Here is a 24,024-nt window from a genome sequence, read left to right as displayed (position 1 = left end):
AGCACGATGAAAACGCCAACCTACCTTTCCAAGACCTTGCCGGTGCTGCTGTTGCTGGCTACGCTGGCCGGCTGCACCGGCTACCGCATCGGCGGCGCCAGGCTGTCCGGCGTGGACAGCGGCCCGGTGCCGCCGACCGAGTTGATCACAGAGCAATTGATCGACGCCGAAAAAGCCGTGCGCGCCAAGCGCAGCAGCCAGAGCCTGGCGCACCTGGTGGTGCGCAAGCCGCCGCCGTACGCGATCGGTCCCGGCGACATTCTGTCGATCGTGGTGTGGGACCACCCGGAACTGGCGGGGCAGGGCGTGGCCGCCTCGTCCACCGCGGTGGACCCGCAGAGCCCGGGCGCCCCGCCGCCGGCCGGCTTCGTGGTCGACCACGAGGGACGGGTGCAGTTTCCGTTCGCCGGCACGCTGATGCTGGCCGGCCTGACCGAGGAACAGGCGCGCGCGCTGCTCACCAAGCGCCTGGCGCACTACATCACCCGGCCGCTGGTCACGCTGCGCGTACAGGCCTACCGCAGCAAGCGCGTGTATATCGATGGCGAAGTGCGCTTGCCGGGCTTGCAGTCGATTAACGATATTCCGATGACCCTGGTCGAGGCGCTCAACCGTTCCGGCGGCATGCTGCCCAGCGCCGACCAGAGCCGCATCGTGCTCGAGCGGGGCGATGCGCGCTACCAGGTCGGCCTGCGCGCTCTGGTGGCGCGCGGCATCAATCCGGGCAGCATCCTGCTGGCCCATGGCGACGTGGTGCGGGTCCATTCGCGCGACGAGAGCAAGGTGTTCGTGTCGGGCGAAGTGGTCACGCCCAAGGCGCTGACCATGCACGACGGGCGCCTGACCTTGAACGAGGCGCTGGGCGAGTCGGGCGGCATCAGCCCGCTCAGCGGCGACGCGCGCCAGGTGTACGTGGTGCGCCGCGCGCCCGAGGGTACCCGCATCTACCAGCTCGACGCGCGCCGCGCCGGGGCGCTGGCGATGGCCGAGGCGTTCGAGCTCGAACCGCGCGACCTGATCTACGTGGCAGCCTCGCCGCTGGCCAACTGGTACCGCAGCGTGAGCATGCTGTTCCCCGGCGCGCTGACGCAAGTGGTCACGATCAGCCGCCCCTGAAATTGCATTGAGGACATTCTTATGAACTATGCCGACGACCTGCGTCCCATGCCCGCCCCCAAGTCCTTGCCGGTGCCCAGCCTGCCGCCACCGGCGCCGCCGCCCGGGCGCGAACCCGAGGCGCACGAGATCGATGTGCAGGGCTACGTGAATATCCTGTACGACAGCCGCTGGCTGATCGGCGCCGTCACCGCCGTGGTGACCATGCTGGCGATCATCTACGCGCTCGTTGCCAGCCCGGTGTACGAGGCGAACCTGATGATCCACGTCGAGGAAGAAAGCCCGAACGCGTCGAAAAATATTCTCAGTGAAGTCTCTTCCTTGTTCGAAACCAAGAAGGCTGCGATTGCCGAGATGGAACTACTGCGCTCGCGCCTGGTCATTTCGCACGCGGTCGACAACCTGCAATTGTTCGTCGATGTGCGGCCCAAGTATTTTCCGGTGGTCGGCTTCTGGTTTGCCAACCGCAAGTCGAACGAGCTGACCGAGCCCGGCATTTTTGGACGGGGCGGCTACGTGTGGGGGCCGGAAAAGGCGGAGGTGTCGCTGTTCGAGGTGCCCGAAGCCTGGTACAACCGCACTTTCACGCTCACCGCGCAAGGCAAGGGGCGCTACCACTTGTCCGGCGGCGGCTTGCCGTCCGTCTACGAAGGTGTGGTCGGCACCACCTTGCGCGCAACCGTCGCCGGGGCCGGGGCCGGGTTCGAGCTGCGCGTGGACCGCCTGCGCGCGCTGCCGGGAGCGCAGTTCCGCCTGACGCGCAGCTCGCGCCTGGCCGCGATCGAGCGGATCCAGACGGCGCTGGTGATCACCGAGCAGGGCAAGCAGTCGGGCATCATCGAAGTGCGCCTGCAGGGACCGGACGCGCAGCGCATCAATAGCCTGCTGGGCGAAATCGGGCGCGAGTACATGCGCCAGAACCTGGCGCGCAAGACCGAGGAAGCCGAAAAATCGCTGGCTTTCCTCAACCTGCAGTTGCCCACGCTCAAGCAGCAGCTTGAAGAGTCCGAGGAAAAATACAATGGTTTCCGCAACAGCAAGGGCAGCATCGACATGCGCGAAGAGGCGCGCATCAACCTGCAACAGGCGGCCGCGGCGCAGACCCGGCGCCTGGAGCTGGAGCAGAAGAAGACCGAGTTGCTGCAGCGCTTTACGGAAAATCATCCGATCGTGCAGGGGATTAACCAGCAGCGCCGTGAAGTCGCGGCCGAGATCGCCGACGTGGCCAGGCGCATCCGCACCTTGCCCGTGCTGGAGCAGGACGAATCGCGCCTGTTACGGGAGATTAAGGTCAATACCGACCTGTACACGGCGCTCTCGAATACCGCCCAGCAACTGCGGCTGATTTCGGTGGGCCGGGTCAGCAATGTACGCCTGATCGACGCGCCGATGGCGCCCGAACGCGCGCTCAAACCCAACCGTCCGCTGATCGTGGCGCTGGCGGTGGTCACCGGCCTGTTTCTGGGCGTGCTGCTGGCGTTTGCGCGCAAGGCGTTCTTGGGCGGCATCGACAATCCGCAGCGTATCGAAACCATCCTCGGGGCGCGCAACGTATACGCCAGCATTCCTCACAGCACCCATCAGGAGAAGCTGGAACGCAAGGCGCGCGGCGCCAGCGTGCTGCCGATCCTGGCGCAGGTGGCGCCGGAAGACATCGCCATCGAAAGCCTGCGCAGTTTCCGCGCGGCATTGATGTACACCATGCCGTCGCTGAAGAACAACATCGTGATGCTGGCCGGACCGGGCCGGGCGATGGGCAAGTCGTTTCTGTCGGTCAATTTTGCCGCCGTGCTGGCGGCCAGCGGCAAGCGCGTGCTGCTGATCGATGCCGACTTGCGCAATGGCCATTTGCACCGCTATTTCGGCATCAGCCGCGAGCTCGGGCTGACCCAGGCGATTGGCGGTGCGCAAACGATCGACGAGGTGATTCATCGCGGCGTGCTGGACAATCTCGATTTCATCCCGACCGGCGCGCTCCCGCCGAACCGCTCGGAATTCTTGCAGCATCCAAATTTTTCGACCCTGCTCGAGGTGGTCGGCAGCCGCTACGACATCGTGCTGATCGATCCGCCGCCGATCCTGGCGGTGTCCGATGCGCTGATGATTGGCGCGCATGCAGGGGCGGTGTTCATTCTGGCGCGGGCCGGGGTGACGACCGCGGTAGAAATCACCGAGTCGATCAAGCGCCTGAACCACGCCGGCATCGTGCCGCAGGGCGTGTTGTTCAATGACATGGCCTTGCGTGTGGGCAGCTACGCGTATCAGTTCAAGTACACGCAGGTGCCGCAACTGGAGCCGTGAGCGGTCTGCATGGTGTTGCGCGCGGTTCAGCGGCGCTTTCATCCATCAATCAATTTCATCTTGGAAACGCGGCAGGCCGGTAGTGGCCTGCCGCGTTTTTGTCGTTTGACGTTCCTTAGAAGAAAATGATTTTAATCATTTGATTACACCGGTAAATTTACTTCAGTAAACAATGAACCTAATCATTTGATATGGATCAAACCTTGCTCATTTACTTGACTGAGCGAGGAACTTTTGATGAACAAGCTATCCAGTTTTGCGTCGGATTTCCGCTTTAACGCGAGCATCTGCGGCGGCGTTGCCGTATTGCTGTCCGCTTGCGGCGGCAGTACCAGCAGCAATGGCAGCAATCCGACCCCGGCGCCGCAGTTCGCAGCCCTGATGTACAACGGCGCGCTGGCGCCGCTCGACTTGTATGTCTCCCCCTCGGGCGCGGATACCAATGCCGGCACGCAGGCGGCGCCCTTCAAGACCATCGCCCGCGCGGCCCAGGCCGCGACGCCCGGCACCACCATCCGTGTGCTGCCGGGCACTTACCCCGGCGGCTTTCGCACCAATGCCAGCGGTACCGCCGAAGCGCGGATCCGCTATGTGTCGGAAGTGAAGTGGGGCGCGAAGATCGTGCCGCCCGCCAATTCCGCCACCACCGCAGCCTGGGATAATCGCGGCAGCCACGTCGAGATCGACGGCTTCGAGGTCGACGGCAGCACCGCCCAGGCCGGCACAAAATGGCTGACGGGCCTGTACACCGGCGGCTCCTACAGCACAGTGCGCAACAACCACGTGCATCACATCGCCCGCACCGTGCCATGCGCTGCCAGCGGCGGCGGCATCGGCTCGGACAGTTACTACAAGGGCAGCGCCAACGATGTCAGCGCGAACGTCGTGCACGATGTCGGGCCGGCCGGCTGCGCCAACTATCTCGGCATCTATATCAATACGGCGGGCAGCCGGGTCGACAACAACCTGGTGTATGCGGTCAGCGATGCCGGCATTCGCCTGTGGCATGACGCGACCAACGTCGTGGTGGTCAACAACACGGTCTTCAACGCCGCCAGCGGGATCGTGGTCAGCGGCGACGGCGGCTACAACGGCAGCGTGCCGAATGACCACACGCGGGTCAGCAACAACATTGTTTACGATAACGCCCGCTATGGCGTGCTGGAAGTTGGTTCCACCGGCCTTAACAACCGCTACAGCAACAATCTGATCTTCGGCAACGGTATTCCCTTCATGTTGAACAACGGCCTGCAGCCGGTCGGCACGGTGGCGGCCGATCCGCAGTTCGTCAACTACGTGCGCAGCGGCGGCGGCGACTACCGCCCGGCGAGTACCTCGCCCGCCAACGCCGCGGCACTGCCGGTGGATGCGCCCGCGACAGACCTCGACGGCAAACCGCGGACCGCCGAAACCGGCTTCGACATCGGCGCGTATCAGCACGCGGGCAGCACGCCGACGCCGACGCCAACGCCGACGCCGACGCCAACGCCAACGCCAACGCCAACGCCAACGCCAACACCAACACCAACGCCGACCCCAGTCCCCGAGCCGACCATTCCGCCCACGACCTACAATTTCTTCGTGGCCCCCAATGGCTCCGATACGGCCGCCGGCACCAAGTTGGCACCATTCAAGACGATTGCACGGGCCTCGCGCGCCGCCTTGCCGAGCACCACCATCCACGTGGCGGAAGGAACGTATCCGGGCGGCTTCAAGACAACGGTCAGCGGCACCGCCGCGAGCCGCATCTATTATGTGTCCAGCACCAAATGGGGCGCAAAAATCGTCCCGCCAGCCAGTTCATCGAACGACACCGCATGGGACAACCGTGGAAACTATACCGACATCATCGGCTTCCATATCGACGGCACCACCTCGCAGGCCGGTACCAAATGGACGCACGGCATCTACAACGGCGGCTCCTATGACATGATTCGCGGCAACTGGGTGCACCATATCGCCAAGAACGTCCCGTGTACCAGCGCAGGCGGTTCGGCCATCGGCGTGGACAGTTACTATCGCGGCATCAAGTCCGACGTGGTCGGCAATCTCGTTCATGATATTGGACCGGTGGGCTGCCGATTCGTTCAGGGTATTTACGTCAGCACCTCGGGCACGGTGAAAAACAACGTGGTGTACCGGGTTGCCGAAGGCGGGATCCATCTCTGGCACGATGCCAACAATGTGATCATCACCAACAATACGGTCACGGCATCGCACACCGGCATCATTGTCGGCGGCGGCGACTACTATCACACCACCGGCCCGAACAACGACACCATCGTCGCCAACAACATCGTGTACGACAACGCGATGGGGATTTCCGAGCAGGGCCAGACCGGCACGCGCAACCGCTATACCAACAACCTGGTGTTCCAGAACCCGACCTATAATTTCAGCCTGAAGAACGGCCTGACGCACAGCGGGACAGTGAGTGCCGATCCGCAATTCGTTTCCTACACGCGCACCGGAACGCCAGATTTGCACCTGCGCCCGACCTCGCCGGCGATCGGAAAAGGGACGCCAACCAATGCCGCGCCGGTCGATTTCGACAACAAACCGCGCAATGCAACGACGGGCTATGACCTGGGCGCATACCAGCATTGAGTGCTTGTGGGTAGTGTCAAGGAAGGCCCATGCCATGCTTGTTAGGATGATGGCATGGGCCTACTTGACGAACATGCCATCGAACAGGAACGCATCCGTTCCGTTTACCGCGCCTGGCTGGCGCAAGAGCGTATCGCCGCGTACGCGTGGCACCGTCCGGAGGTCATGGAGCAGGACGCGGCGCGCTGCCGGGTTACCGGCAGCCTGCTGGCGCGAACGCTCGGCGCCGAACTTGGCAAGCTGCGCGTGCTTGACGTGGGCTGCGGTTCGGGCGGCTTTCTGCGCCAGCTGGTCGACTGGGGCGCCGATCCCTGCCGGCTGGTGGGTACCGAATACCAGGAGCAGCGGCTGGTGCTGGCGCGCATGCGCAGTGCGCCTGGCATCCGCTGGCACTTGGGCGATCTCGACTTTGCCGCACCGGGCAGCTTCGACCTGGTGGTGGCCAACACCGTGTTTTCATCGATCCTGGGAACGGACGCGCGGGCGGCGCTGGCGCGCGACATGTGGCGCAGCGTGGCGCCGGGCGGCTGGTGCATGCTGTTCGACTTCCGCTACAACAACCCGCGCAACCCGAACGTGCGCCGCGTCGCGCGTGGCGAGTTGCGGCGGATGTGGCCGGCGGCGGAGAGCCGCTACCGCACGCTGCTGCTGGCGCCGCCCATCGCAAGGCGGCTCGGTGGCGCACCGCGCATCCTGTCCGAGCTGCTCGTGACGTTCGCGCCGCCGCTGCGCTCGCACTTTATCTACATGGCGCGCAAGCCTGGCTGAGCAGTGTCGTAAGCGCCCAGCGCTGTTCGACCTGCGCGTCACCGTCAGCCCGCGCACCACCGCCGCAAGGTCCCACCACCGTATGACCGCCGTCGCACCCGCCTGCGTGGGTGCGACGAGGTGGCGCTCTTGCTCAGCGCTTCGCGGGCGCCGAGCGTGGTGCCATGTCTGCCCTGGCCATCAACAACTCCTTGACCCAGCGCCGCACTGCGTAAGTCCGTGCTTCGAACAGCAGATAGAAACCGTACGCACACACAATCACCATCGCCAGCATGCCCAGGTAGATTCCCAGATCTGCCAAACTACCGGCGGAAAACTGCCGGCGCCCGAACAAGGTCATGCCAAGGTAGCCCATGATGCCCAGCACCGGAACATGCACCACGTACAGCGTGAACGAAAAATTCGAAAAGAATACCGCCACGCGCCGCAATGGCGCAACAAAGCGCTGATCCGCCGGCAAGGGGTTCACCGTACTCGACAAAAACAGCAGGAACAGCACGCTCAGCAGCAAGTCCTGCGGGAACGACGCGAGCACCATGTCATCATTGCTACCCTTCAATCTGAACACCACCGACGCAATCGCCAGCACCTCCAGCAGCAGCGCCCGCAAGGGCATGCCGCATTCCACGCGCACGCGCGAGAATGCCGCACCAAGCAGCCAGATCGTGAAGTACAGCACCATATCGAACGGCAACAGCATGCCAATTAACAGCAACACGAGCGCCGCCAGCACCCGTCGCGTGCCCCTCCCCGCCGCCACGCACATGACCAGCAATGGAAACATCACGTAGTACCACGTTTCATTGGACAGGCTCCAGAGCGGGAAGTTCGCGCCAAATTCCGGTACGACGATGGTTTGCAGTCCGAACAGGTTGCCGATCAGCGCAGTCAACGAATAATCGTTGGTGCGTGAAAAATCGGGCGTGTGCGGATCGATCACGCCGCTGACGATGCCGCTCGCCAGGATCAGCACAAACGTCGGAAGCAGCACCGTCCACAGGCGCGTCACGCGGTCGATCGCATATGCCTTGATGGCATGCGGCTGGCCCAGCTTGTTGAGCAGGCTGCCGCCCACCAGCCAGCCGCTGATCAGGAAAAACACTACAACGGCCTGGTGCGCGAAGCCGGTCAGGAATGCCAGGGCCTGATACCACAAGGCGGGATCTTCCAGTGTGCGCAGGCCGGGAAAGAACCCGGCGCGCAAGTGCGCGGCGGCCACCTCGATGGCCGCCAGGCCGCGCAACAAGGAAATGAGCAGGGAGTGCATGGAGTCTTCCCCCAGCTGGCTTTCTTTCAGAAAGCGGATGCTGGGCATCGGATGTGGGTTCATGATGGGTTTTCCCATGAGTGTTTGGTTTGTCGATCTACAAAGGGTAGACGTAGGTGTTGCCGGTAAGCAGGCGCGCGGCGCGGATCATCCAGTAGCCGAGGTGGGCCCACTTCATCAGCCATGCCGCCGTGAACAGCGCCAGCATGGCCAGCAGCAGCCCCTTCAATGGCAACGCGGGCATGCCGGCAGCCCCCAGCCGGATGCTGCCGAGGCAGACCGCCGCGCCCAGCAGGCAGCCGGCCAGCGCCTCCGCCACGCTGTGCTGATCGCCCACCACCAGCAGCGCACCGATCAGTGCGCCCAAGCCGAGGCCGATACGGAGTGCGCGGCCCTGCCAGCCATCGGCGCGTCCATGCGCGAGCATCCAGAACAGCATCGGAAACACCGCGCTGACGCCGGCCGCATGGCCACTGAGCGCCTTGTAGCCGAGCCACGGCACGCCGCCGCCCCAGCCGAGAAAGACGATCTTGCTGACGCCCACCAGGCCCAGTCCGGCGCCCAACAGCACGCCCCACCAGAGCGCCATGCGCCATGCGCGCGCCGCCAGCATCCATGCCAGCAGGGCAAGGCCGAGCGGCATCGTCACGCGCGGGTCGCCCAGGTGCAGGAGGAAGGTCGGCGCGCTCATGGTCGGCTCGTCAGCGCAGCAGCGCCGCAAGGGTGCTGAAAATGATGCGCAGGTCGGTCCAGAACCCGCGCTCGCGCACATAGCGCACGTTGTAGGCGAGCTTGGCGGGCAATATCGTGTCCAGATAGGCCCGTTCGGGGTCTGGGCTGCGTCCCAGGATGGCGTTCTCGTCCTTGTAGCAGATCGAGGCCCAGTCGGTAATGCCGGGTGCGACCGACAGCACGATGCTGCGCATCTCGGGTGGATAGCAGGCAACGTAGCGCGGCACTTCCGGGCGCGGTCCAACCAGACTCATGCTGCCCTCGACCACGTTGATCAGCTGCGGCAATTCATCGATCTTGTAGTGCCGCAGGAACTTGCCGACCCGCGTGATGCGCGCATCCGCACCCACGGTGAGCTGGGCGCCGTCGCCGGCGTCCACGCGCATGGTGCGGAACTTGATGATGTCGAATGGCACGCCGTGACGCCCGATGCGCTGTTGACGGAACCAGGCCGGCCCTGGCGAGTCCAATCGAATGCAGACGGCGATGACGGCGAACAGCGGAGCGAGCACCAGCAGCCCGGCCAGCGCCGCCACCAGATCGAAAAGGCGCTTGGTCATGTCAGCAGCTCGCGCAGGTTGTCGATGATGCGCTGCTGGTCGGCATCGCTCATGCGCGTGTAAAGAGGCAGCGACAGCATGCAGGCAAAGCTGGCCTCGGCCACCGGGAACTGTTCCGGACTGAGGCGGTAATAGTCGCGCCAGAACGGATGGCGGTGCAGGGGAATGAAGTGCACGCTGGTACCGATGCCGCGTTCGGAGAGACGCGCGATCAGTTCGTCACGGCCCAGCCTGGCGCCGGCTTGCAGCCGCACCACGTACAGGTGCCAGGCATGGCTGCTGCCGGGCTCGGGTGCGGGAGGAAGGCGCAGCGGCAAGCCTCGCAGGCCGCTGTTGTAGGCTTGCGCCAACTGCTCGCGGCGCACAAGAAAACGGTCGATCTTGCGCAATTGTTCGATGCCCATGGCGGAGGCCAGGTCGGTCAGATTGTATTTGTAGCCGGCCGCAACCACGTCATAGAACCACGCCGGGGTGCGCGACGTATAGCGCTCGAAGGCGTCCTGGCTGATGCCATGGATGCGCATCAGGCGCACGCGGCGCGCCACGCTGGCGTCGCGCGTGACGACCATGCCGCCTTCGCCGGTGGTCATGGTTTTGTTGGCGTAGAAGCTGAACACGGTGGCGTCGCTTGCCAGCGTGCCGACCAGCTGGCCCTTGTACAGGGTGGGAAAGGCGTGCGCGGCGTCTTCGACGACGTTCAGGCCGTAGGCGGCGGCCAGGGCCAGGATGCCGTCCATGTCGCAAGCCAGGCCGGCGTAGTGCACGGGAATGATGGCGCGCGTGCGCGGCCCGATGGCGGCCTCGATGGCTGTCAGCGACAGATTGAGGGTGTCCGGGTCGGCGTCGACCAGGATCGGGTGCGCGCCGAGGTAACGCACCACTTCGGCTGTGGCGGTGAAGGTCAGGGTCGGTACGATGACTTCGTCGCCGGGGCCGATGCCGAGCGCTTCGAGCGCCAGGTGCAGGCCGGCGGTGGCGGAGTTGACGGAGATGGCGTCCACGTTGCCGCCCAGATAGGCGGCGAAGGCGTGTTCGAACTGGCGCGTGCGCGGGCCGGTGGTGACCCAGCCCGAGCGCAGGCAGTCGACCACGGCGGCGATTTCTTCATCGCCGATGTCGGGCAGGGCAAAGGGCAGGAAAGGAGGTGAATCGAGCGCGGCCGCATCCGGTGTGGGTGTCAGGTCTTCAGGCATGATCAAGGCTCCATGAGTTTGGTGGCACGGTGTGGCTGCGCCGCACGCGGATCTGTTGTTCGGTCGACATCGCCGCGTTGCGCGCCAATGCGTTGTGCGGTCGCGCTCGCCGCGCCGAAGGCCGACGCGTTGGTGTGTTGCGCTGGCTGCGCCGCAAGACAGTGCGTGGCAGGGCCAGGCTTGCCGCGCCCGCGGACGGCTTTGCCGCTTGCCGTAGCGGCGTCGACGCGGCCCCCGTGGTTGCGGTCGTTGCGGTCGGCGCCGGCATGTGGCGGCTGTTGGGAACGGACGGTGTTCATCACGCGCACGCCTGCAAGAAGCGCCGGCCCAGCACCGGATAGCTCAGGTTGGCCATGGCGTAGGCGCGTCCGCGTTCGCCGGCGGCGTCGCGCTCCTGCCGGTCGAGCGTGAACAGGGCCAGCAAGCCGTGCGCCACCGCGATCGGGTCCTGCGGCGCCACGGTCAGGCCGCAACCGGCGTCGGCGACCGGGTCGTTGCCGGCCTCGACCGAATGCAGGATGGGGCGGCCGGCCATCATGTAGTCGATCAGTTTGTTGGGGGCGATGCCGTAGCGGTACAGGCGCTGGCGCTGCCAGCCGATGTAGGCCACGTCGAAATACGCCAGCAGGGCCGGCACTTCCCGCTTGGGCACCGGGTCGAGAAAATGCACGTTGTGCAGGCCGCGCTCCCTGGCCAGTCGCACCAGGCGCGGCTTTTCGGGCCCGCCGCCGGCCAGCACGAAGGCGATGCGCGGGTCGGCCATGAGGCGCGCGGCGTCGAGCAGGGTGTCGAGCGCGTTGGCCAGACCGTGGGTGCCGGCGTAGCCGACGATGAACTTGCCGTCGCTGCGCAGCGCGGCCAGGCGGGCGCCGGCCATGCCGCCGAGCGCGGGCGGCTCGGCCAGCCATTCGGCCGGGTCGGCGCCGTTGGGCACGATGTGCAGTTTGTGCGGCGCCATGCCGTGCGCTTCGAGGTGGTCGCGCACCTTGGGCAGGATCGAGACGATGGCGCAGGCGTTGCGGCAGGCGTAGTCTTCGGCCGCCTGCAGCAGCATGATGAACGGATGCCAGCGCGAATAGCCGCCCAGTTCGATTGGCGAGAGCGGCCACAGGTCGTGCAGTTCGAACAGCAGGCGCGCGCCGGCGAAGCGGGCGATGCGGTGCGCAGGCCAGATGTCGAGCGGGTAGGTGCTCGACGCGATGACGGCATCGGGTGCGAACTCGGCGGCGAGTCGGCGCGCGTGCAGGTGCAGGTGCGTCACGAACGCGAGCATGTTGGCCACCCGTGCCGCGCCATTGCCCCGGTAAGCCGGCGTGGCGACCCAGCGGTACTCGACGCCGTCGATGGTTTCGTCGAGTTGGTCGCGGCCGTGCAGTTGCGGCGCCTGGGCGCGGATGTGCGATTGCGACGAGGCGACGATGCGCACCCGGTGCCCGAGCCGCACCCATTCGCGCGCCAGGTAGAAGGGGCGGTATTCCATGCCGTGCTTGAGCGAGCCGGCGTAGTGATTGATGAGGAGAATGTTCATCGTCCAGGCTCCCGCAGGCGTGGTGCGCTTACCATGTCAGCCCCTCGACCAGGCGGCGCAGGTTGCAGCGCGTGTTTTCGCACCAGTTGGTTTCCCACTGCACCGGGTGGGTAAGCAGGCAGATGCTGCGGTAGTGCCCCAGCGCCGCGTGCGGACTGAGCGGGTGATACAGCAGCGGCGGCGGGCGGTCGCTGATATACAGGTCGAACTGTTCGAGCAGGGCGCTGTCATACGTTTCACAGGCGATGCCGCAACGCGCGCGCAGGGCGCTGTCGGCCAGCAGTTCGTTGTTGATCAGCTTGAGCTTGCGGTTGGCAAAGTCGCCGTGACTGGCCACCGTGCTGATCTTGCTGCCGAGGCCGTCTTCGATGCGGCGCAGGTTGGCGGCGAACTCGTCACGGATGGCGGGGAAGTGCCGCCGCACTTCCCCCGCATCGTGCAAGTGGTGGCGCTTGGCGAAACTGGCGATTTCCTCGAAGTGGTAGCTCGCTTCGCTGCCATAGTCTTCGATGTCGCGCATGAGGCCGAAGTCGAGCGTCGACAGGCGGAAGTAAAAGCTCGAACGCACCCCGCGCCGCACTTCGCGCGCGAACATCCTGGCCGTGGTGCGCAGGTCGCTGTCGATGTCGTGCCGGTGCACGATGGTGGGCGGGCGCCCGCCCGGCGGCGGCGGACGCAGGAATTCGCGCACCGATACCTGGGCGTAGCCGCGCTCGGTCGCGTCGCGCAGCAGGGCCTCGTACTCGGGCAGGCGCGAGGGCATCAGGTAATCGCTGTAGAGGCGTCGGAGCAGCGTGTTCATCGGAGGTGGTAGCGCGCGCGATAGGGGGTGAAGCCGAGCATGGTCTTGAACTGGCGCAGCCCGGGCAAGGCGCCGAAGTAGGTGTCGTACATCAGGTAGCGCGTCAGGCCCTGCTCGATCAGGCCGGCGGCAATGTCGCCGACAAGCAAGTGCATGATGCCGTCGTTGTTGCGGTAGCCCATCAGTTGCTCGAAGGCGTGGAAGTTGCCGAAATGGCCGACATTGGCGTAGGCGACCAGTTGGTCGTCCGGGCACAGCACGCCGTAGTAGGTGAAGTTGACGAGCTTGTCGAAGCATTGCCTCTTTTCCAGGTATTTCTGGTCCATGGGGCGTCCCTGGCGCGCCTCGACCGAGGTATTGATGTCGAAGATGGCGTCGACGTAGTCGTTGCGCTCGATTTCGACGATCCGGTAGCCGCGCGTGCGGGCGCGTTTGATGTGGTGCGCGCCCCAGTTGCGGCCCTTGATGCTGTCGAGGTAGTCGCTGCGGTTGCGAAAGCGTTGCAGGTCGATCAGGGCGGCGCCCCAGCTTTTGTGCTGGATGATTTTGTATTGCGGGTGGCGCTTGGTGTAATAGCGGTAGGTCGAACGCACATTGACGGGCGCGATCGATTCGTCGAAAAACAAATGGGCCACCGGCAGCCGCAGCAATTGCTTGACGGTGCCAAGGTGGTCCGACAGAGTGGTGAGCAGGGTAGTCATCGCAGTTCATCGCGGCTGTAACCGCCTTTTCTTGTTGGTCGGGAGTTGGCTGTCCGGACGTGTTAATCGGCTTGACGGCGGCGTGCATGGGTGCTCGCACGCTGCGGGCCCGAAACCGTTCAGGCTTTTCTTACTGTAGCCAGACGAGGCGGTGCCGAGTTTGAAGTGGCGTAAATCGAACCGGCCTAAGCACGCTTGTTTGTGATCGCTCAGCGCATCGGCAGTTATTCATGTCGGTGAAGATACGAATACGTGAATTTATGTGGCGGCGCGGCGTATCGTGCCAAGCGATGCGTGCAATGCGCGATACAGTCCGATGAGTTTTCCGGCCTCGTTCGACCAGTTGTAGTGCGCGATCACGGCGCGCCGGCCATTGCGTCCCATGCGCTGGGCGATCTGCGGATTGCGCACAAAATAGTCGATGGCGGCGGCGATCGCGGCCGGGTCGCGCGGATCGACGCACACGCCGCACTGGTGGTCTTGAATAATCCCGCGCCACAGGGGAATATCGGAGGCGATGACCGCAATGCCGGCCGCCATGTATTCGAACATTTTGACCGGGAGGGCGTCGAGATAATGCGGTTCCGGATGCAGCGTGACCAGGCCGGCCAGCGCCTGCGCCATGACGGCGCGCACGCCGTCGCGGTCCAGGTGGCCGCGGCGGTTCAGGCGTTGCCAGCCGGGCTGCGCGCTCAGGGCGTTTTCGAGCTTGACCTCCGAAAAGCGGCCGGCCACGGTGATGCGCGCGGGCGACTGCAGCAGCTGCGCCGCCGCGACCAGTTCGCCGATGCCGCGCATGGCCGACAGGCTGCCGACGTAGCACACTTCCTGCCGCTTCTCGCTCCAGGGCGCCTCGGCGTCGAATTCGCCGGGTACCGGATAGTTGTTGACGTCGATGCTGTTCGGATTGATCTGCAAGAATTTGTCGCGGATAAAGGGCGTCGCGGCAACGATGGCGTCGAACTGGCGGCAGGCATGGCGCTCGTAGGCGGCGCTGGCGCGTGACAGCAGGCTGCGCAGGCCAGGCGTCAGATAGGGCTTGCCCAACAACTGCAGCGGCAAGTCTTCGTGGGCGTCGAAAATCACGGTTTTGCCGAGGCGCTTGAGGGCCAGGCCGGCGGGCATGAGTTCTGGATCGTGCAGATGGTAAATGTCTGCATCGATCTGGCGCGCGCGCCGCAGCACGCGCCGGGTGCTGCCCAGCATGCGCGCCAGCCGGCCCGGGGTGTAGCCGACGTCGGTGATGTGGACGCCGCTGTCGCGCTCGTCCCCCAGGCCATCGGCCACGACCAGCGTGACCTCATATCCTTGCCGTACCAGCGCCCGGCATTGCTTGACGAAGATGCGGGTGTCGTGGCGCGGATGGGCCGATGTCAGATGTGCGATGGTGAGCATGTGTCATTCCATACCGGTAGGATGAAAAGGCCGCCATGGTGGCGCCGATGAGCATGTCGGTGAAGTAGTGCGAGGTAAGCAGCAGCAGCACCGTGATGCAGCACAGCGAAAACGCCAGGATGAATTCACCCGAGCGATAATGCGCGAAGTAGCCTTTGAAAAACAGCGGAATCGCCGGCACGATCAGGATGCCGAGCACGAACAGGAATCCGAAGATGCCGGTATCGACCCAGGCCGAGAGCACATTGTGCGAATACAGGCCGGGCGAATAGCTGGCGTAATCGCCAAAAACGGGGAACTGCGCAATCGAATTGAGCGCATAGGTGCTCAGCTGATGGCGGGTATTGGCCGACGTCGAATGGGACAGATCCAGCAATTCGAGCACCCGGTTGCTGGGTAGCATGGATAACAGTTGCGCCAGATTCGCATAGATCATCTGTACCAGAAACAGGAACACGGTCGCCATGAGAACTTTTTGGCGCGTGTAATACAGCTCGATAATGGGAATCATGAACAGCATGGCGGCAAATTCGCTGCGCGCGGTATTGATGAACAGGGTGGACGCGGCCAGGCCATACAGCAGCAGGCGCAGCGATAGCGCGCGGGTGTAGGCAATGGCCACCGCGAAGGTGAACAGATAGGAACGCGAAAAACCCTGGTACGAAGCCAGGCTTTCGGGATTCTTGGCCGTGCCCAGCGGCGCCAGATAGAAGGCGCCGTCGACCGCGTAGGCGAACACGATGGCCGACATGCCCAGCAGGCTGCCCAGCGCCATCAGGCGGAAGCGCCGCTCGCCGGGAGCGCCCATGCGGAATGCAAAGAACACATTCAGCATGAAAATGATCCCCAGCAGGTGATTCGTGACAATGGCCATCTTCGCGCCAGCCAGGGCGTTGACGACGACGATCAGCGCAAAGTAGGCCAAGTACAGGAAAAACGCCACGTCGGTTTTGCCCAGGTAATTGCGGTCTTGCCGGACCTTGCCGGCATAGAAGAAAAACAGCAGCGGCAGGAGCAGCAGCGATACCGGCGCGAAATAGCCGCCCAGCACGGCCGGAATCTTTCCCAGTCCCAGCGCCGTGTGATAGAAGAAGAACCCGGGAAACAAGGCAAAAAAGCCGAGCATGCCGATCCATTGCTCGCGGCCGGTGGAGCGTGCGATCGGGCTCATGCGGCCACCATGCGGTTTTGCGAGCACCGGTACGACATGCGCAGGTAAACAAGGTAGAGCAGGGAATAGCCGATCGCGTACCACAGCACGCTTTGGCGCAGGCTGCCGGGCGCGAGGAACACCGACACGGTCATCACGAACAGCGCCACTTGCCACAGCAGGTCGACCTTCTGCTTGCCGGCGACAAAGAACACATAGCTGAGCGGGCTGGCGATGAAATTGAGGAAGTACAGGGGCGCGAGGATTTGCGCCAGCTCGCCGGCCTCGCGCCAGTTGTCGCCGAAGGCAAAGGCGAACAGTTCCGGCGAAAACAGGAGCAGCACCAGCGAGGGGCCGATGCCGAGCAGGACCAGCGCCTTGAAGGTGTAGCGATAGGCGTCGCGGCAATTGCCCTGAGTCTGGAAATCGTGCACCGACTGGCGCTTGAACACTTCCAGCACCGATGAGGCGAGCAGGGCGATGGGTGCGCCCAGCACGCGCTGGGTCAGCGCGAACAGGCCGGCGGCCATGGCGCCATGGCGCGCGCCGATCATCAGTAGCGGCAACTGGCTGACGATGACGTTGAGCAGGTTCGAGGGCAGCGAGAAGCGCCAGAACTTGTCGTGGCGGCGCAGGTAGGCGCGCTGGCCGGGGTCCGGCAGCCAGCCGGGCCATGCCTGCGGCGGCGCCAGCAGCAGCATGGCGGCCAGCAGCCCGACCGCCAGTCCGACCAACTGACCCGCGACCAGGGCGACGCCGCCCATGCCCAGCGCCAGCAGTCCCACTTGCGCGGCGGCGATGCCGCCGGCGCTCCACACCCGCGCGCGGGCCGCCTTGCCGAAGGCGTTGTGCGAGGTGGCGTAGGCCAGGGTGGTCTGCATGTAGGCGGTCATGAAGGTGGCGACGCCGAGCGTCAGCAGCGCCGGCCACGACAGTTGCGCGGCGAACGGCAGCCCGAGCAGGCGCGCCAGCGCAGCCCCCAAGGTTGTCAAGACGGCGGTGATGCCGGCGCTGTAGGCCACCACCGAAAAACAGGTGCGCTGCGATGCGCGGTCGTGGTCGAGGATCATCGCCGCTTCCAGCCGCAAGGTGGCGCCGATGGCGGCGACCGCCACCATGCCCAGCCAGACGCTGAACGCGCCCACGTCGGCCGGCGTGCACAGGCGCGTGATGAGCGGCGCGGCCAGCAGCGGCAGGGCCTGCGCCCCGAGCGCGCCGCCGAGCACGGTCATCACGTTGCGCCAGTAGGCCGGTAGCCGCCCTGCTGTCATGGCGCGCCTCCCCTCAATCCTGGCGGCATGATGCCGGCGCTTCGCATGGCGCCTCGCATGGCGCGTCGCGTAGCGCGTCACGCTGCGCATCGAGCAGCACCGCGCACACCCGGGCGATGCTGGCATCGTCCAGATACGGCCCCATCGGCAGGCTGAGCACTTTGGCGGCCATGGCGGTCGCCACCGGCGCGCTGTGCGGGGCGCTCCAGCGCGCATAGGCCGGCTGCATGTGCATCGGCACCGGATAGTGCACGGCGGTCGGAATGCCCTCCGCCTGCAAGGCGGCGCGCACCTGGTCGCGCTGCTCCACCACGACCGTGTATTGCGCGAATACACTGCTGCGGTCGCGTGGACGCGCCACCATGCCGATTTTGCCGGACAGCAGGGCGTCGTAGCTGGCGGCGGCGCGCGCGCGCTCTTTCAGTTCCCACTCGAAATAGTCGAGCTTGGCCAGCACGATGGCGCATTGCAAGGTGTCCATCCGGCCACCGACGCCGATGCGGGTGTGCACATAGCGGCGCGACTGGCCATGCACGCGGATGTCGCGCATGGCGCTGGCCAGCTGATCGTCGCTGGTGAAGATGGCGCCGCCGTCGCCGTAGCAGCCGAGCGGCTTGCTCGGGAAGAAACTGGTGCAGCCGATGGCCGACAGATTGCAGCTGCGCTTGCCGCCGTAGGTGGCGCCGAAGCTCTGGGCGGCATCTTCGATCACGGTCAGTTTATGGCGCCAGGCAATCGCATTGATGGCTTCCATGTCGGCCGGCTGGCCGTACAGCGACACCGGCATGATTGCCCTGGTGCGCTCGGTAATCTTTGCTTCGATCAGGGTGGGATCGATATTGCAGGTGGCCGGGTCGATATCGGCGAACACCGGCGTCGCGCCCAGCAGCACGATGGCTTCGGCCGTGGCGATGAAGGAAAACGGCGTGGTGATGACTTCGTCGCCCGGTCCGATGCCGAGCGCCATCAGCGAAATCAGCAGCGCTTCGGTGCCGGACGAGACCGTAATGCAGTGGCGCGCCCCGCTGAACGCGGCCAGGCGCGCTTCCAGTTCTTCCACTTCCGGTCCCATGATGTACTGGCCGTGGTCGAGCACGGCCTGGATGCGGGCGTTGATGTTTTCGCGGCCAACCCGGTATTGCGCTTTGAGGTCGATGAATTCCATGATGAGAGGTCCGATCGCTGACAGGTCAAGGGGTAAATGGCTCAGAGGGGCGCGTCCAGCAGGCGGCAGACACCGCCGCGCACCTGGTAGCGTTCGCCCGTATGGGGGCAGGTGGCGTCGCCGTCCGCGCCTTTGGGCAGCGCCAGACGTTCACCATGGCGGCCGATCCAGCCGGTCTGGCGCGCCGGCACGCCCGCCATCAGCGCAAAGTCGGGCACATCGCGCGTGACCACGGCCCCGGCCGCGATGAAGGCGTAGCGGCCGATGGTCACGCCGCACACGATGGTGGCGTTGGCGCCGATCGAGGCGCCGCGCTTTACCAGGGTGGGCCGGTAGGCATCCTTGCGCTCGATGGCCGCGCGCGGGTTCCAGACATTGGTAAATACCATGCTGGGGCCGCAGAACACCTCGTCCTCGATCGTCACGGCGTCGTACACCGAGACATTGTTCTGGATCTTGCAGCGGTCGCCAATCCGCACGTCGTTGCCGACGAAAACGTTCTGCCCCAGCGAACAGGCGGCGCCGATGCGCGCGCCGCCGCACACATGGGCGAAATGCCAGACCCGCGTTCCCGCCCCCAGCATGGCGCCGGGGTCGACAATGGCGCTCGCTTCGATGATGGCCTGATCCATGGTCAATACTCCAGAGGCAAGGCCACGCGCTTGCCGTCGCGAGCCGATTTATAGGCGGCAATCAGCACTTCGAGCGACTTGAGTCCCTCGCGGCCATCGGTTTCGGGCTCGGCCTCGCCGCGCAGCACCTTGATCACGTTGTCGTAATACAGCGGATGGCCGAAACCGTAGACCGAGGTGGTCTGGTAGCTGGCGTCGACCACCCGCGCATCGTCCTCGTCCGGCTCGGCAAACTCCCAGCGCTGCACTTCATTGACGGCCACGCCGCCGATGCGCACCGTGCCGCGTTCGCCCAGGATGGTGATCGAGCCTTCCAGGTTGCACGGATAGGTCAGCATGGTCACGTTCATCGACCCCAGGGCGCCGTTGCGCCAGCGCAGGCTGATCACGCCGGTATCTTCCACCTCGATATCGCGCGCCAGGGTGGCCGTGTACGCTTGCAGGCTCTCGACCGGGCCGATGATCCAGTCGATCAGGTCGACATAGTGGCTGGCCTGGTTCATGAAGGCGCCGCCGTCGTATTCCCAGGTGCCGCGCCACTTGGCGCTGTTGTAATAGTCGTCCGGGCGGGTCCAGAACACGTTCAGGTTGACCATGTAAATGCGCCCGAAGCGCTTCTTATCGACCGCGCTTTTGAGCAGCTGCAAGGTGGCATTGCGCCGGTTCTGCTTGACCACGAACATGCGCACCCCGGCCGTATCGCACGCCGCCACCATGCGCTTGCCGTCTTCCCAGCGCGTGGCCATGGGTTTTTCGGTGATCACATGGCGCCCGCTTCCGGCGATCTGGACCGCCTGTTCCGGATGCAGCCCGGACGGCGTGCAGATGATGAAGGCGTCGGCGTTGCACTTGGCCAGCATCTCGGCCAGGGTACGGTAGGGGCGGGCGCCGGTGCGGGCGGCGGCGGCGGCCAGCGCCACCGGGTCGATATCGCACACGCCGGCCAGTTCGCAGCGGTCTTCGTGCTGGGCGATGGCGTTGAAATGGTTGTTGGCAATGCGGCCGCAGCCGACCAGCGCGAAGCGGATGCGCCGGTCGGTGACGGGTGGTGGGTAGGTACGCATGAGGTTCTCCATTCGCTGTTTTTGCGGCCCGGCCAGGCCCGGCCGGGTCAGGCCCGGCCGGGTCAGGCCTTGACCACGTTCGGCAGCCGGTCCAGGTAGACGCCCCGGGTATCGACGATCAGGGCGGCGTGCTGGGCGATCAGCGCGTAGTCGAAGGCGCTGTGGCTGGTGGCGAGCAGCAGCACGTCGTAGGACGCGATGGACGCCGCCGTCAGCGGCACGCTGGCCAGGTCGAAACGGTGTTCCCGCATCTTCGGAAAGACCGGCACGTGCGGGTCGGAATAGTCGACCAGGGCGCCCTTGGCGCGCAGGATTTCCATCAGCTCGACCGAGGGCGACTCGCGCATGTCCTCGACATTTTTCTTGTAGGCGATGCCGAGCACCAGCACGCGGCTGCCCCGGATCGCGCGCGAACGTTCGTTGAGGGCGTCCGCCAGCTTGCCGATGACCCAGTGCGGCATGTCGCTGTTGATCTCGCCGGCCAGCTCGATGAAGCGCGTGTGCAGGCCGTACTGGCGCGCCTTCCAGGTCAGGTAGAACGGGTCGATCGGAATGCAGTGCCCGCCCAGGCCCGGCCCCGGATAGTAGGGCGTGAAGCCGAACGGCTTGGTGGCGGCGGCGCGGATCACCTCGTGGATATCGATATCCATCTTGTCGGCGATGATTTTCATTTCATTGACCAGGCCGATATTCACGGCGCGGTGGATGTTTTCGAGCAGCTTGGTCAGCTCGGCGGCGCGGGTGGAGCTGACCGGCACCACCTGGTCGATGGCCGGGCTGTACAGGGCGATGCCGGCGCGCAGGCAGGCCGGCGTGTCGCCGCCGCACACCTTGGGAATGGTGCGTGTCTCAAAGTCGGGGTTGCCGGGGTCTTCGCGCTCGGGCGAAAACACCAAAAAGATGTCTTCGCCGACGCTCAAGCCGCGCGATGCCAGGCGCGGGCGCAGTTCCTCGTCCGTGGTGCCGGGGTAGGTGGTGCTTTCGAGCGAGACCACCTGGCCGGCGCGCACATACGGCAGCAGGGCGTCGGCGGTGGCCAGCACGAACGACAGGTCCGGCTCGCGGTAGGCATTGAGCGGGGTCGGCACGCAGATGATCAGGGCGTCGGCCTCGGCGGCGCGGGCAAAATCGCTGGTCGCTTCGAAACCGGCCGCCAGCGCGGCCCCGATGGCGCTGCTGGAAATATGTTCGATATAGCTGGCGCCGGCATTCAGGCGCGTGACCTTGGACGGATCGATATCGATGCCGAGCACGCGGAAACCGGCTTCCGCATAACGCAGGCTGAGCGGCAAACCCACATAACCGAGTCCGATAATGCCGATCACCGCTGTTCGCTGATCGAGTCTGGCGATCAGCTGCGCCAAATGGCTGCTTGAATGTTGGTCGCGCATGGATAATATCTCCGTACAGAATAGTGAATTGGGCATGGATAAAGGCGCGGCCGTGCTTTTTAGAATGGCCGGTATTTATTGAATGCGGTGCGGCGAGAAATTGCGCAATAAGGCGGGCCGGTTTTTATCGGGCGGCGCCACCATCGGCGGCGGATCAAGCGGCCCGCTGCCATTCGCCTGCGGGGTATAGTCGGAGACGATGGCCTTGACCATCGATTCGATCATGCCGCGGTCGTGGGTATTGCATGCGAGCATCAGGCAAGTGATATAGGTGTCGAGCACGCCGGGATCGAGCGCGTGTTCTTTCATGCGCATGATGCGCGGATGGTCGCTCGGAAAAACTGTGCCGTCGGTCAGCAATTCCTCGTACAGCTTTTCACCAGGAAACAATCCGACAAACTTGAGGCCGATATCGCCGGCCGGATTCTGCGCCGTCTTTTCGGTCAGGCCCGACATCATGATCATGGTGCGCGCCAGGTCGACGATGCGGACCGGCTCGCCCATGTCGAGCACGAACACATCGCCGCCCTTGGCCATGGCGCCGGCCTGGATCACCAGCTGCGCCGCCTCGGCGATCAGCATGAAATAGCGCGACACGTCCGGATGGGTGATGGTCAGCGGTCCGCCATCGGCCAGCTGGCGCTGGAACAGGGGAATCACCGAGCCGGACGAGCCCAGCACATTACCGAAGCGCACCATGCAAAAGGTCGTGTCCGGCCCGTGCACGGCGGCCGCCGCCTGGAAGATCAGCTCGGCGATGCGCTTGCTCGCACCCATCATATTGGTCGGGCGTACCGCCTTGTCGCTCGAAATGAGCACGCAGGTGGGCACCTTGAACTTGCCGGCGGCGGCCGCGATCACTTGCGAACCGAGCACGTTGTTGCGCAGCCCCGCGACGATATTGCTCTCGACCAGCGGCACGTGTTTGTAGGCGGCCGCGTGGTAAATCGTGTCGATCGGGTTTTCCTGGAAGAGGCGATCGACCAGGCGCGCGCTGCATACCGAGCCCAGATGCGCGCAGATGCGCATCTCCGGGTAGCGGCCGAGCAATTCCTGGCGGATCGTGTACAGCGCGAACTCGGAATGGTCGACCAGGTGCAGTTCGGCCGGCGCCAGGGTGGCGATCTGGCGGCACAGCTCGCTTCCGATGGAGCCGCCGGCGCCGGTGACCAGCACCCGCTTGCCGCGCACGCAGCGGTCGAACAGCTCGGTGCGCGGCGGCACCGGCTGGCGCCCCAGCAAGTCTTCGAACTTGAGGTCGCGTACCGCGTGCACCGGCGTCGCGCCATCGGCCAGGTCGAGCAGGCGGCACAGGATGCGGGTGTTGACGCCCACCATCGACAAGCGTTCCATGATGTCGCGCAAGCGCTGCGGCGACACCGACGGCAGCGCAATGATCACCGAGCGCACCCCCAGGCTGCGCACCGTCTCGGCCAGATGCTCGGTGTGAAACACGCGCAAGCCGGCGATGGTGCGCTGGTGCAGGGCGCGCTTGTCGTCGAAAAAGCAAACGGGACGGTACTCATTGCTGGTGCGCATGGTCAGCGCCAGTTGCGCGCCGGGCTCGCCGGCGCCGTAGATGGCCACCGCATGGTCCGGCCGGGGCGCGTCGTTCATCTGCCTGCGCAAGAGGTTGCGCACCGTCATGCGCGACGTGACCACGTACGAAAACGCGATAAACCAGTAAATGATCAGCGCGCTGCGCGGGAATTTGTCGTCGTTAATACCGATCATGATCAGATACAGCGACAGGGTCGCCAATGCCAGGGTGCAGCCGGTCACCGCCAGCATGCGCTGGTCGATGAAACGGATCACCGCGCGGTACAGGTCCGACAGCGAAAACGCGCCCACCGTCAGCAGCGGCACCAGGACATACGCAGCGAGCGGGTATTGCATGGCCGACGCGGCGTCGCCCACGCGCAGCAGCATCGCCGCCAGAAAACACAGCGGCAGCGCCAGCAGATCGACCACGACCATCAGCGCGATTTTGGCGGTGCGGTGCATGGTGACCAATTCGGTACAGAATTGGCTGAGCGGTTTGCGAATAAGCGTGTGCATGGCGGCCAGCGAAAATGGATTAACTCGGGTTGATGAGGTGAATATGAATGCATGCCGCTTTGCGGCATCCATGTATTTAGGTTTCTATATTGACTGTCATGCGGCGGCTTGCAGCACTTATCCACGTGTAAGTTTATTATCCTGCCGGCCTGATCGTATCGATTTGATCATCATCAACGGCTGACTTAGCGTAAAAATTGCCCGTTGGTTTTGATTGAAATTTAGAATGAATTGCAAATGGAAATATTATGTGCGCTGGCGCAGAGGGGGAATTGGCGGATTATCCGAACGGCGGTGGGAAAATGCGCAGCAAACGGCGGCGT

At 64.7% G+C, this 24,024-nt stretch carries 20 protein-coding genes; 5 read left to right on the top strand and 15 right to left on the bottom strand.

Features of this window, described 5'->3' with window-relative positions; translation table 11 throughout:
- Positions 1-6 precede the first annotated feature (6 nt).
- From F2P45_RS01445 to F2P45_RS01430, 4 genes are all read left to right on the top strand, one after another.
- On the top strand, positions 7-1,116 hold the full coding sequence (locus F2P45_RS01445) for a polysaccharide biosynthesis/export family protein (RefSeq protein ID WP_166869990.1): 1,110 nt from the start codon (positions 7-9) through the stop codon (positions 1,114-1,116).
- Between the two features lie 21 nt (positions 1,117-1,137).
- Positions 1,138-3,417 carry a polysaccharide biosynthesis tyrosine autokinase gene (locus tag F2P45_RS01440; RefSeq protein WP_166869989.1) on the top strand — a complete coding sequence of 760 codons (2,280 nt, stop codon included), beginning with the start codon at positions 1,138-1,140 and terminating at the stop codon, positions 3,415-3,417.
- A gap of 237 nt (positions 3,418-3,654) precedes the next feature.
- On the top strand, positions 3,655-6,024 hold the full coding sequence (locus tag F2P45_RS01435) for a right-handed parallel beta-helix repeat-containing protein (RefSeq protein ID WP_166869988.1): 2,370 nt from the start codon (positions 3,655-3,657) through the stop codon (positions 6,022-6,024).
- A 54-nt stretch (positions 6,025-6,078) separates the two neighbouring features.
- The gene (locus F2P45_RS01430; RefSeq protein WP_166869987.1) at positions 6,079-6,792 is read left to right on the top strand and encodes a class I SAM-dependent methyltransferase; all 714 of its coding nucleotides are present in this window, start codon (positions 6,079-6,081) and stop codon (positions 6,790-6,792) included.
- Positions 6,793-6,925: 133 nt separating this feature from the next.
- Here F2P45_RS01430 and F2P45_RS01425 read toward each other — a convergent pair whose 3' ends face one another.
- The 15 genes from F2P45_RS01425 to F2P45_RS01355 all read right to left on the bottom strand — a co-directional run bounded on the left by F2P45_RS01425 (position 6,926) and on the right by F2P45_RS01355 (position 23,647).
- Entirely contained in the window at positions 6,926-8,122 is a 1,197-nt protein-coding gene (locus F2P45_RS01425; RefSeq protein WP_166869986.1) for an acyltransferase family protein, read from the bottom strand.
- A 34-nt stretch (positions 8,123-8,156) separates the two neighbouring features.
- Positions 8,157-8,750, bottom strand: a complete 594-nt coding sequence (locus tag F2P45_RS01420; protein WP_166869985.1) for a hypothetical protein — start codon at positions 8,748-8,750, stop codon at positions 8,157-8,159.
- Positions 8,751-8,760: 10 nt separating this feature from the next.
- Positions 8,761-9,351: a sugar transferase gene (locus tag F2P45_RS01415; protein WP_166869984.1), complete on the bottom strand. Its 591-nt coding sequence runs from the start codon at positions 9,349-9,351 to the stop codon at positions 8,761-8,763.
- Complete coding sequence (locus F2P45_RS01410) at positions 9,348-10,544, bottom strand: DegT/DnrJ/EryC1/StrS family aminotransferase (RefSeq protein WP_166869983.1); 1,197 nt, start codon at positions 10,542-10,544, stop codon at positions 9,348-9,350. Before F2P45_RS01410 ends, F2P45_RS01415 begins: the two co-directional genes overlap by 4 nt.
- Before the next feature lie 298 nt (positions 10,545-10,842).
- On the bottom strand, positions 10,843-12,072 hold the full coding sequence (locus tag F2P45_RS01405; RefSeq protein ID WP_166869982.1) for a glycosyltransferase family 4 protein: 1,230 nt from the start codon (positions 12,070-12,072) through the stop codon (positions 10,843-10,845).
- A 28-nt stretch (positions 12,073-12,100) separates the two neighbouring features.
- Positions 12,101-12,874, bottom strand: coding sequence for a polysaccharide deacetylase family protein (locus F2P45_RS01400; protein ID WP_166869981.1), 774 nt, complete (start codon positions 12,872-12,874; stop codon positions 12,101-12,103).
- The gene (locus F2P45_RS01395) at positions 12,871-13,575 is read right to left on the bottom strand and encodes a hypothetical protein (protein ID WP_166869980.1); all 705 of its coding nucleotides are present in this window, start codon (positions 13,573-13,575) and stop codon (positions 12,871-12,873) included. The genes F2P45_RS01400 and F2P45_RS01395 overlap by 4 nt, the downstream gene beginning before the upstream one ends.
- A 258-nt stretch (positions 13,576-13,833) precedes the next feature.
- Positions 13,834-14,970 (bottom strand): glycosyltransferase family 4 protein, encoded by a 1,137-nt coding sequence (locus tag F2P45_RS01390; protein WP_166869979.1) that lies wholly within the window; start codon positions 14,968-14,970, stop codon positions 13,834-13,836.
- Positions 14,876-16,141 carry a hypothetical protein gene (locus F2P45_RS01385; protein ID WP_166869978.1) on the bottom strand — a complete coding sequence of 422 codons (1,266 nt, stop codon included), beginning with the start codon at positions 16,139-16,141 and terminating at the stop codon, positions 14,876-14,878. Before F2P45_RS01385 ends, F2P45_RS01390 begins: the two co-directional genes overlap by 95 nt.
- On the bottom strand, positions 16,138-17,391 hold the full coding sequence (locus F2P45_RS01380) for a lipopolysaccharide biosynthesis protein (RefSeq protein ID WP_166869977.1): 1,254 nt from the start codon (positions 17,389-17,391) through the stop codon (positions 16,138-16,140). Before F2P45_RS01380 ends, F2P45_RS01385 begins: the two co-directional genes overlap by 4 nt.
- A 13-nt stretch (positions 17,392-17,404) precedes the next feature.
- Entirely contained in the window at positions 17,405-18,556 is a 1,152-nt protein-coding gene (locus F2P45_RS01375) for a DegT/DnrJ/EryC1/StrS family aminotransferase (RefSeq protein WP_166869976.1), read from the bottom strand.
- 41 nt (positions 18,557-18,597) lie between these two features.
- Entirely contained in the window at positions 18,598-19,188 is a 591-nt protein-coding gene (locus tag F2P45_RS01370; protein WP_166869975.1) for an acyltransferase, read from the bottom strand.
- Positions 19,189-19,190: 2 nt separating this feature from the next.
- Positions 19,191-20,252: a Gfo/Idh/MocA family protein gene (locus F2P45_RS01365; RefSeq protein ID WP_166869974.1), complete on the bottom strand. Its 1,062-nt coding sequence runs from the start codon at positions 20,250-20,252 to the stop codon at positions 19,191-19,193.
- A gap of 62 nt (positions 20,253-20,314) precedes the next feature.
- The gene (locus F2P45_RS01360) at positions 20,315-21,643 is read right to left on the bottom strand and encodes a nucleotide sugar dehydrogenase (RefSeq protein ID WP_166869973.1); all 1,329 of its coding nucleotides are present in this window, start codon (positions 21,641-21,643) and stop codon (positions 20,315-20,317) included.
- Between the two features lie 75 nt (positions 21,644-21,718).
- Positions 21,719-23,647 carry a polysaccharide biosynthesis protein gene (locus F2P45_RS01355; RefSeq protein WP_166869972.1) on the bottom strand — a complete coding sequence of 643 codons (1,929 nt, stop codon included), beginning with the start codon at positions 23,645-23,647 and terminating at the stop codon, positions 21,719-21,721.
- Here F2P45_RS01355 and F2P45_RS01350 point away from each other — a divergent pair.
- Entirely contained in the window at positions 23,646-23,885 is a 240-nt protein-coding gene (locus F2P45_RS01350) for a hypothetical protein (protein ID WP_166869971.1), read from the top strand. The genes F2P45_RS01355 and F2P45_RS01350 overlap by 2 nt on opposite strands.
- Positions 23,886-24,024: the final 139 nt, after the last annotated feature.

Source organism: Massilia mucilaginosa (assembly GCF_011682145.1).
Lineage (GTDB): Bacteria > Pseudomonadota > Gammaproteobacteria > Burkholderiales > Burkholderiaceae_D > Telluria_A > Telluria_A mucilaginosa.
The sequence above is the reverse complement of the archived record's forward strand: the minus strand, read 5'-3'. Positions and strand labels throughout refer to the sequence as shown.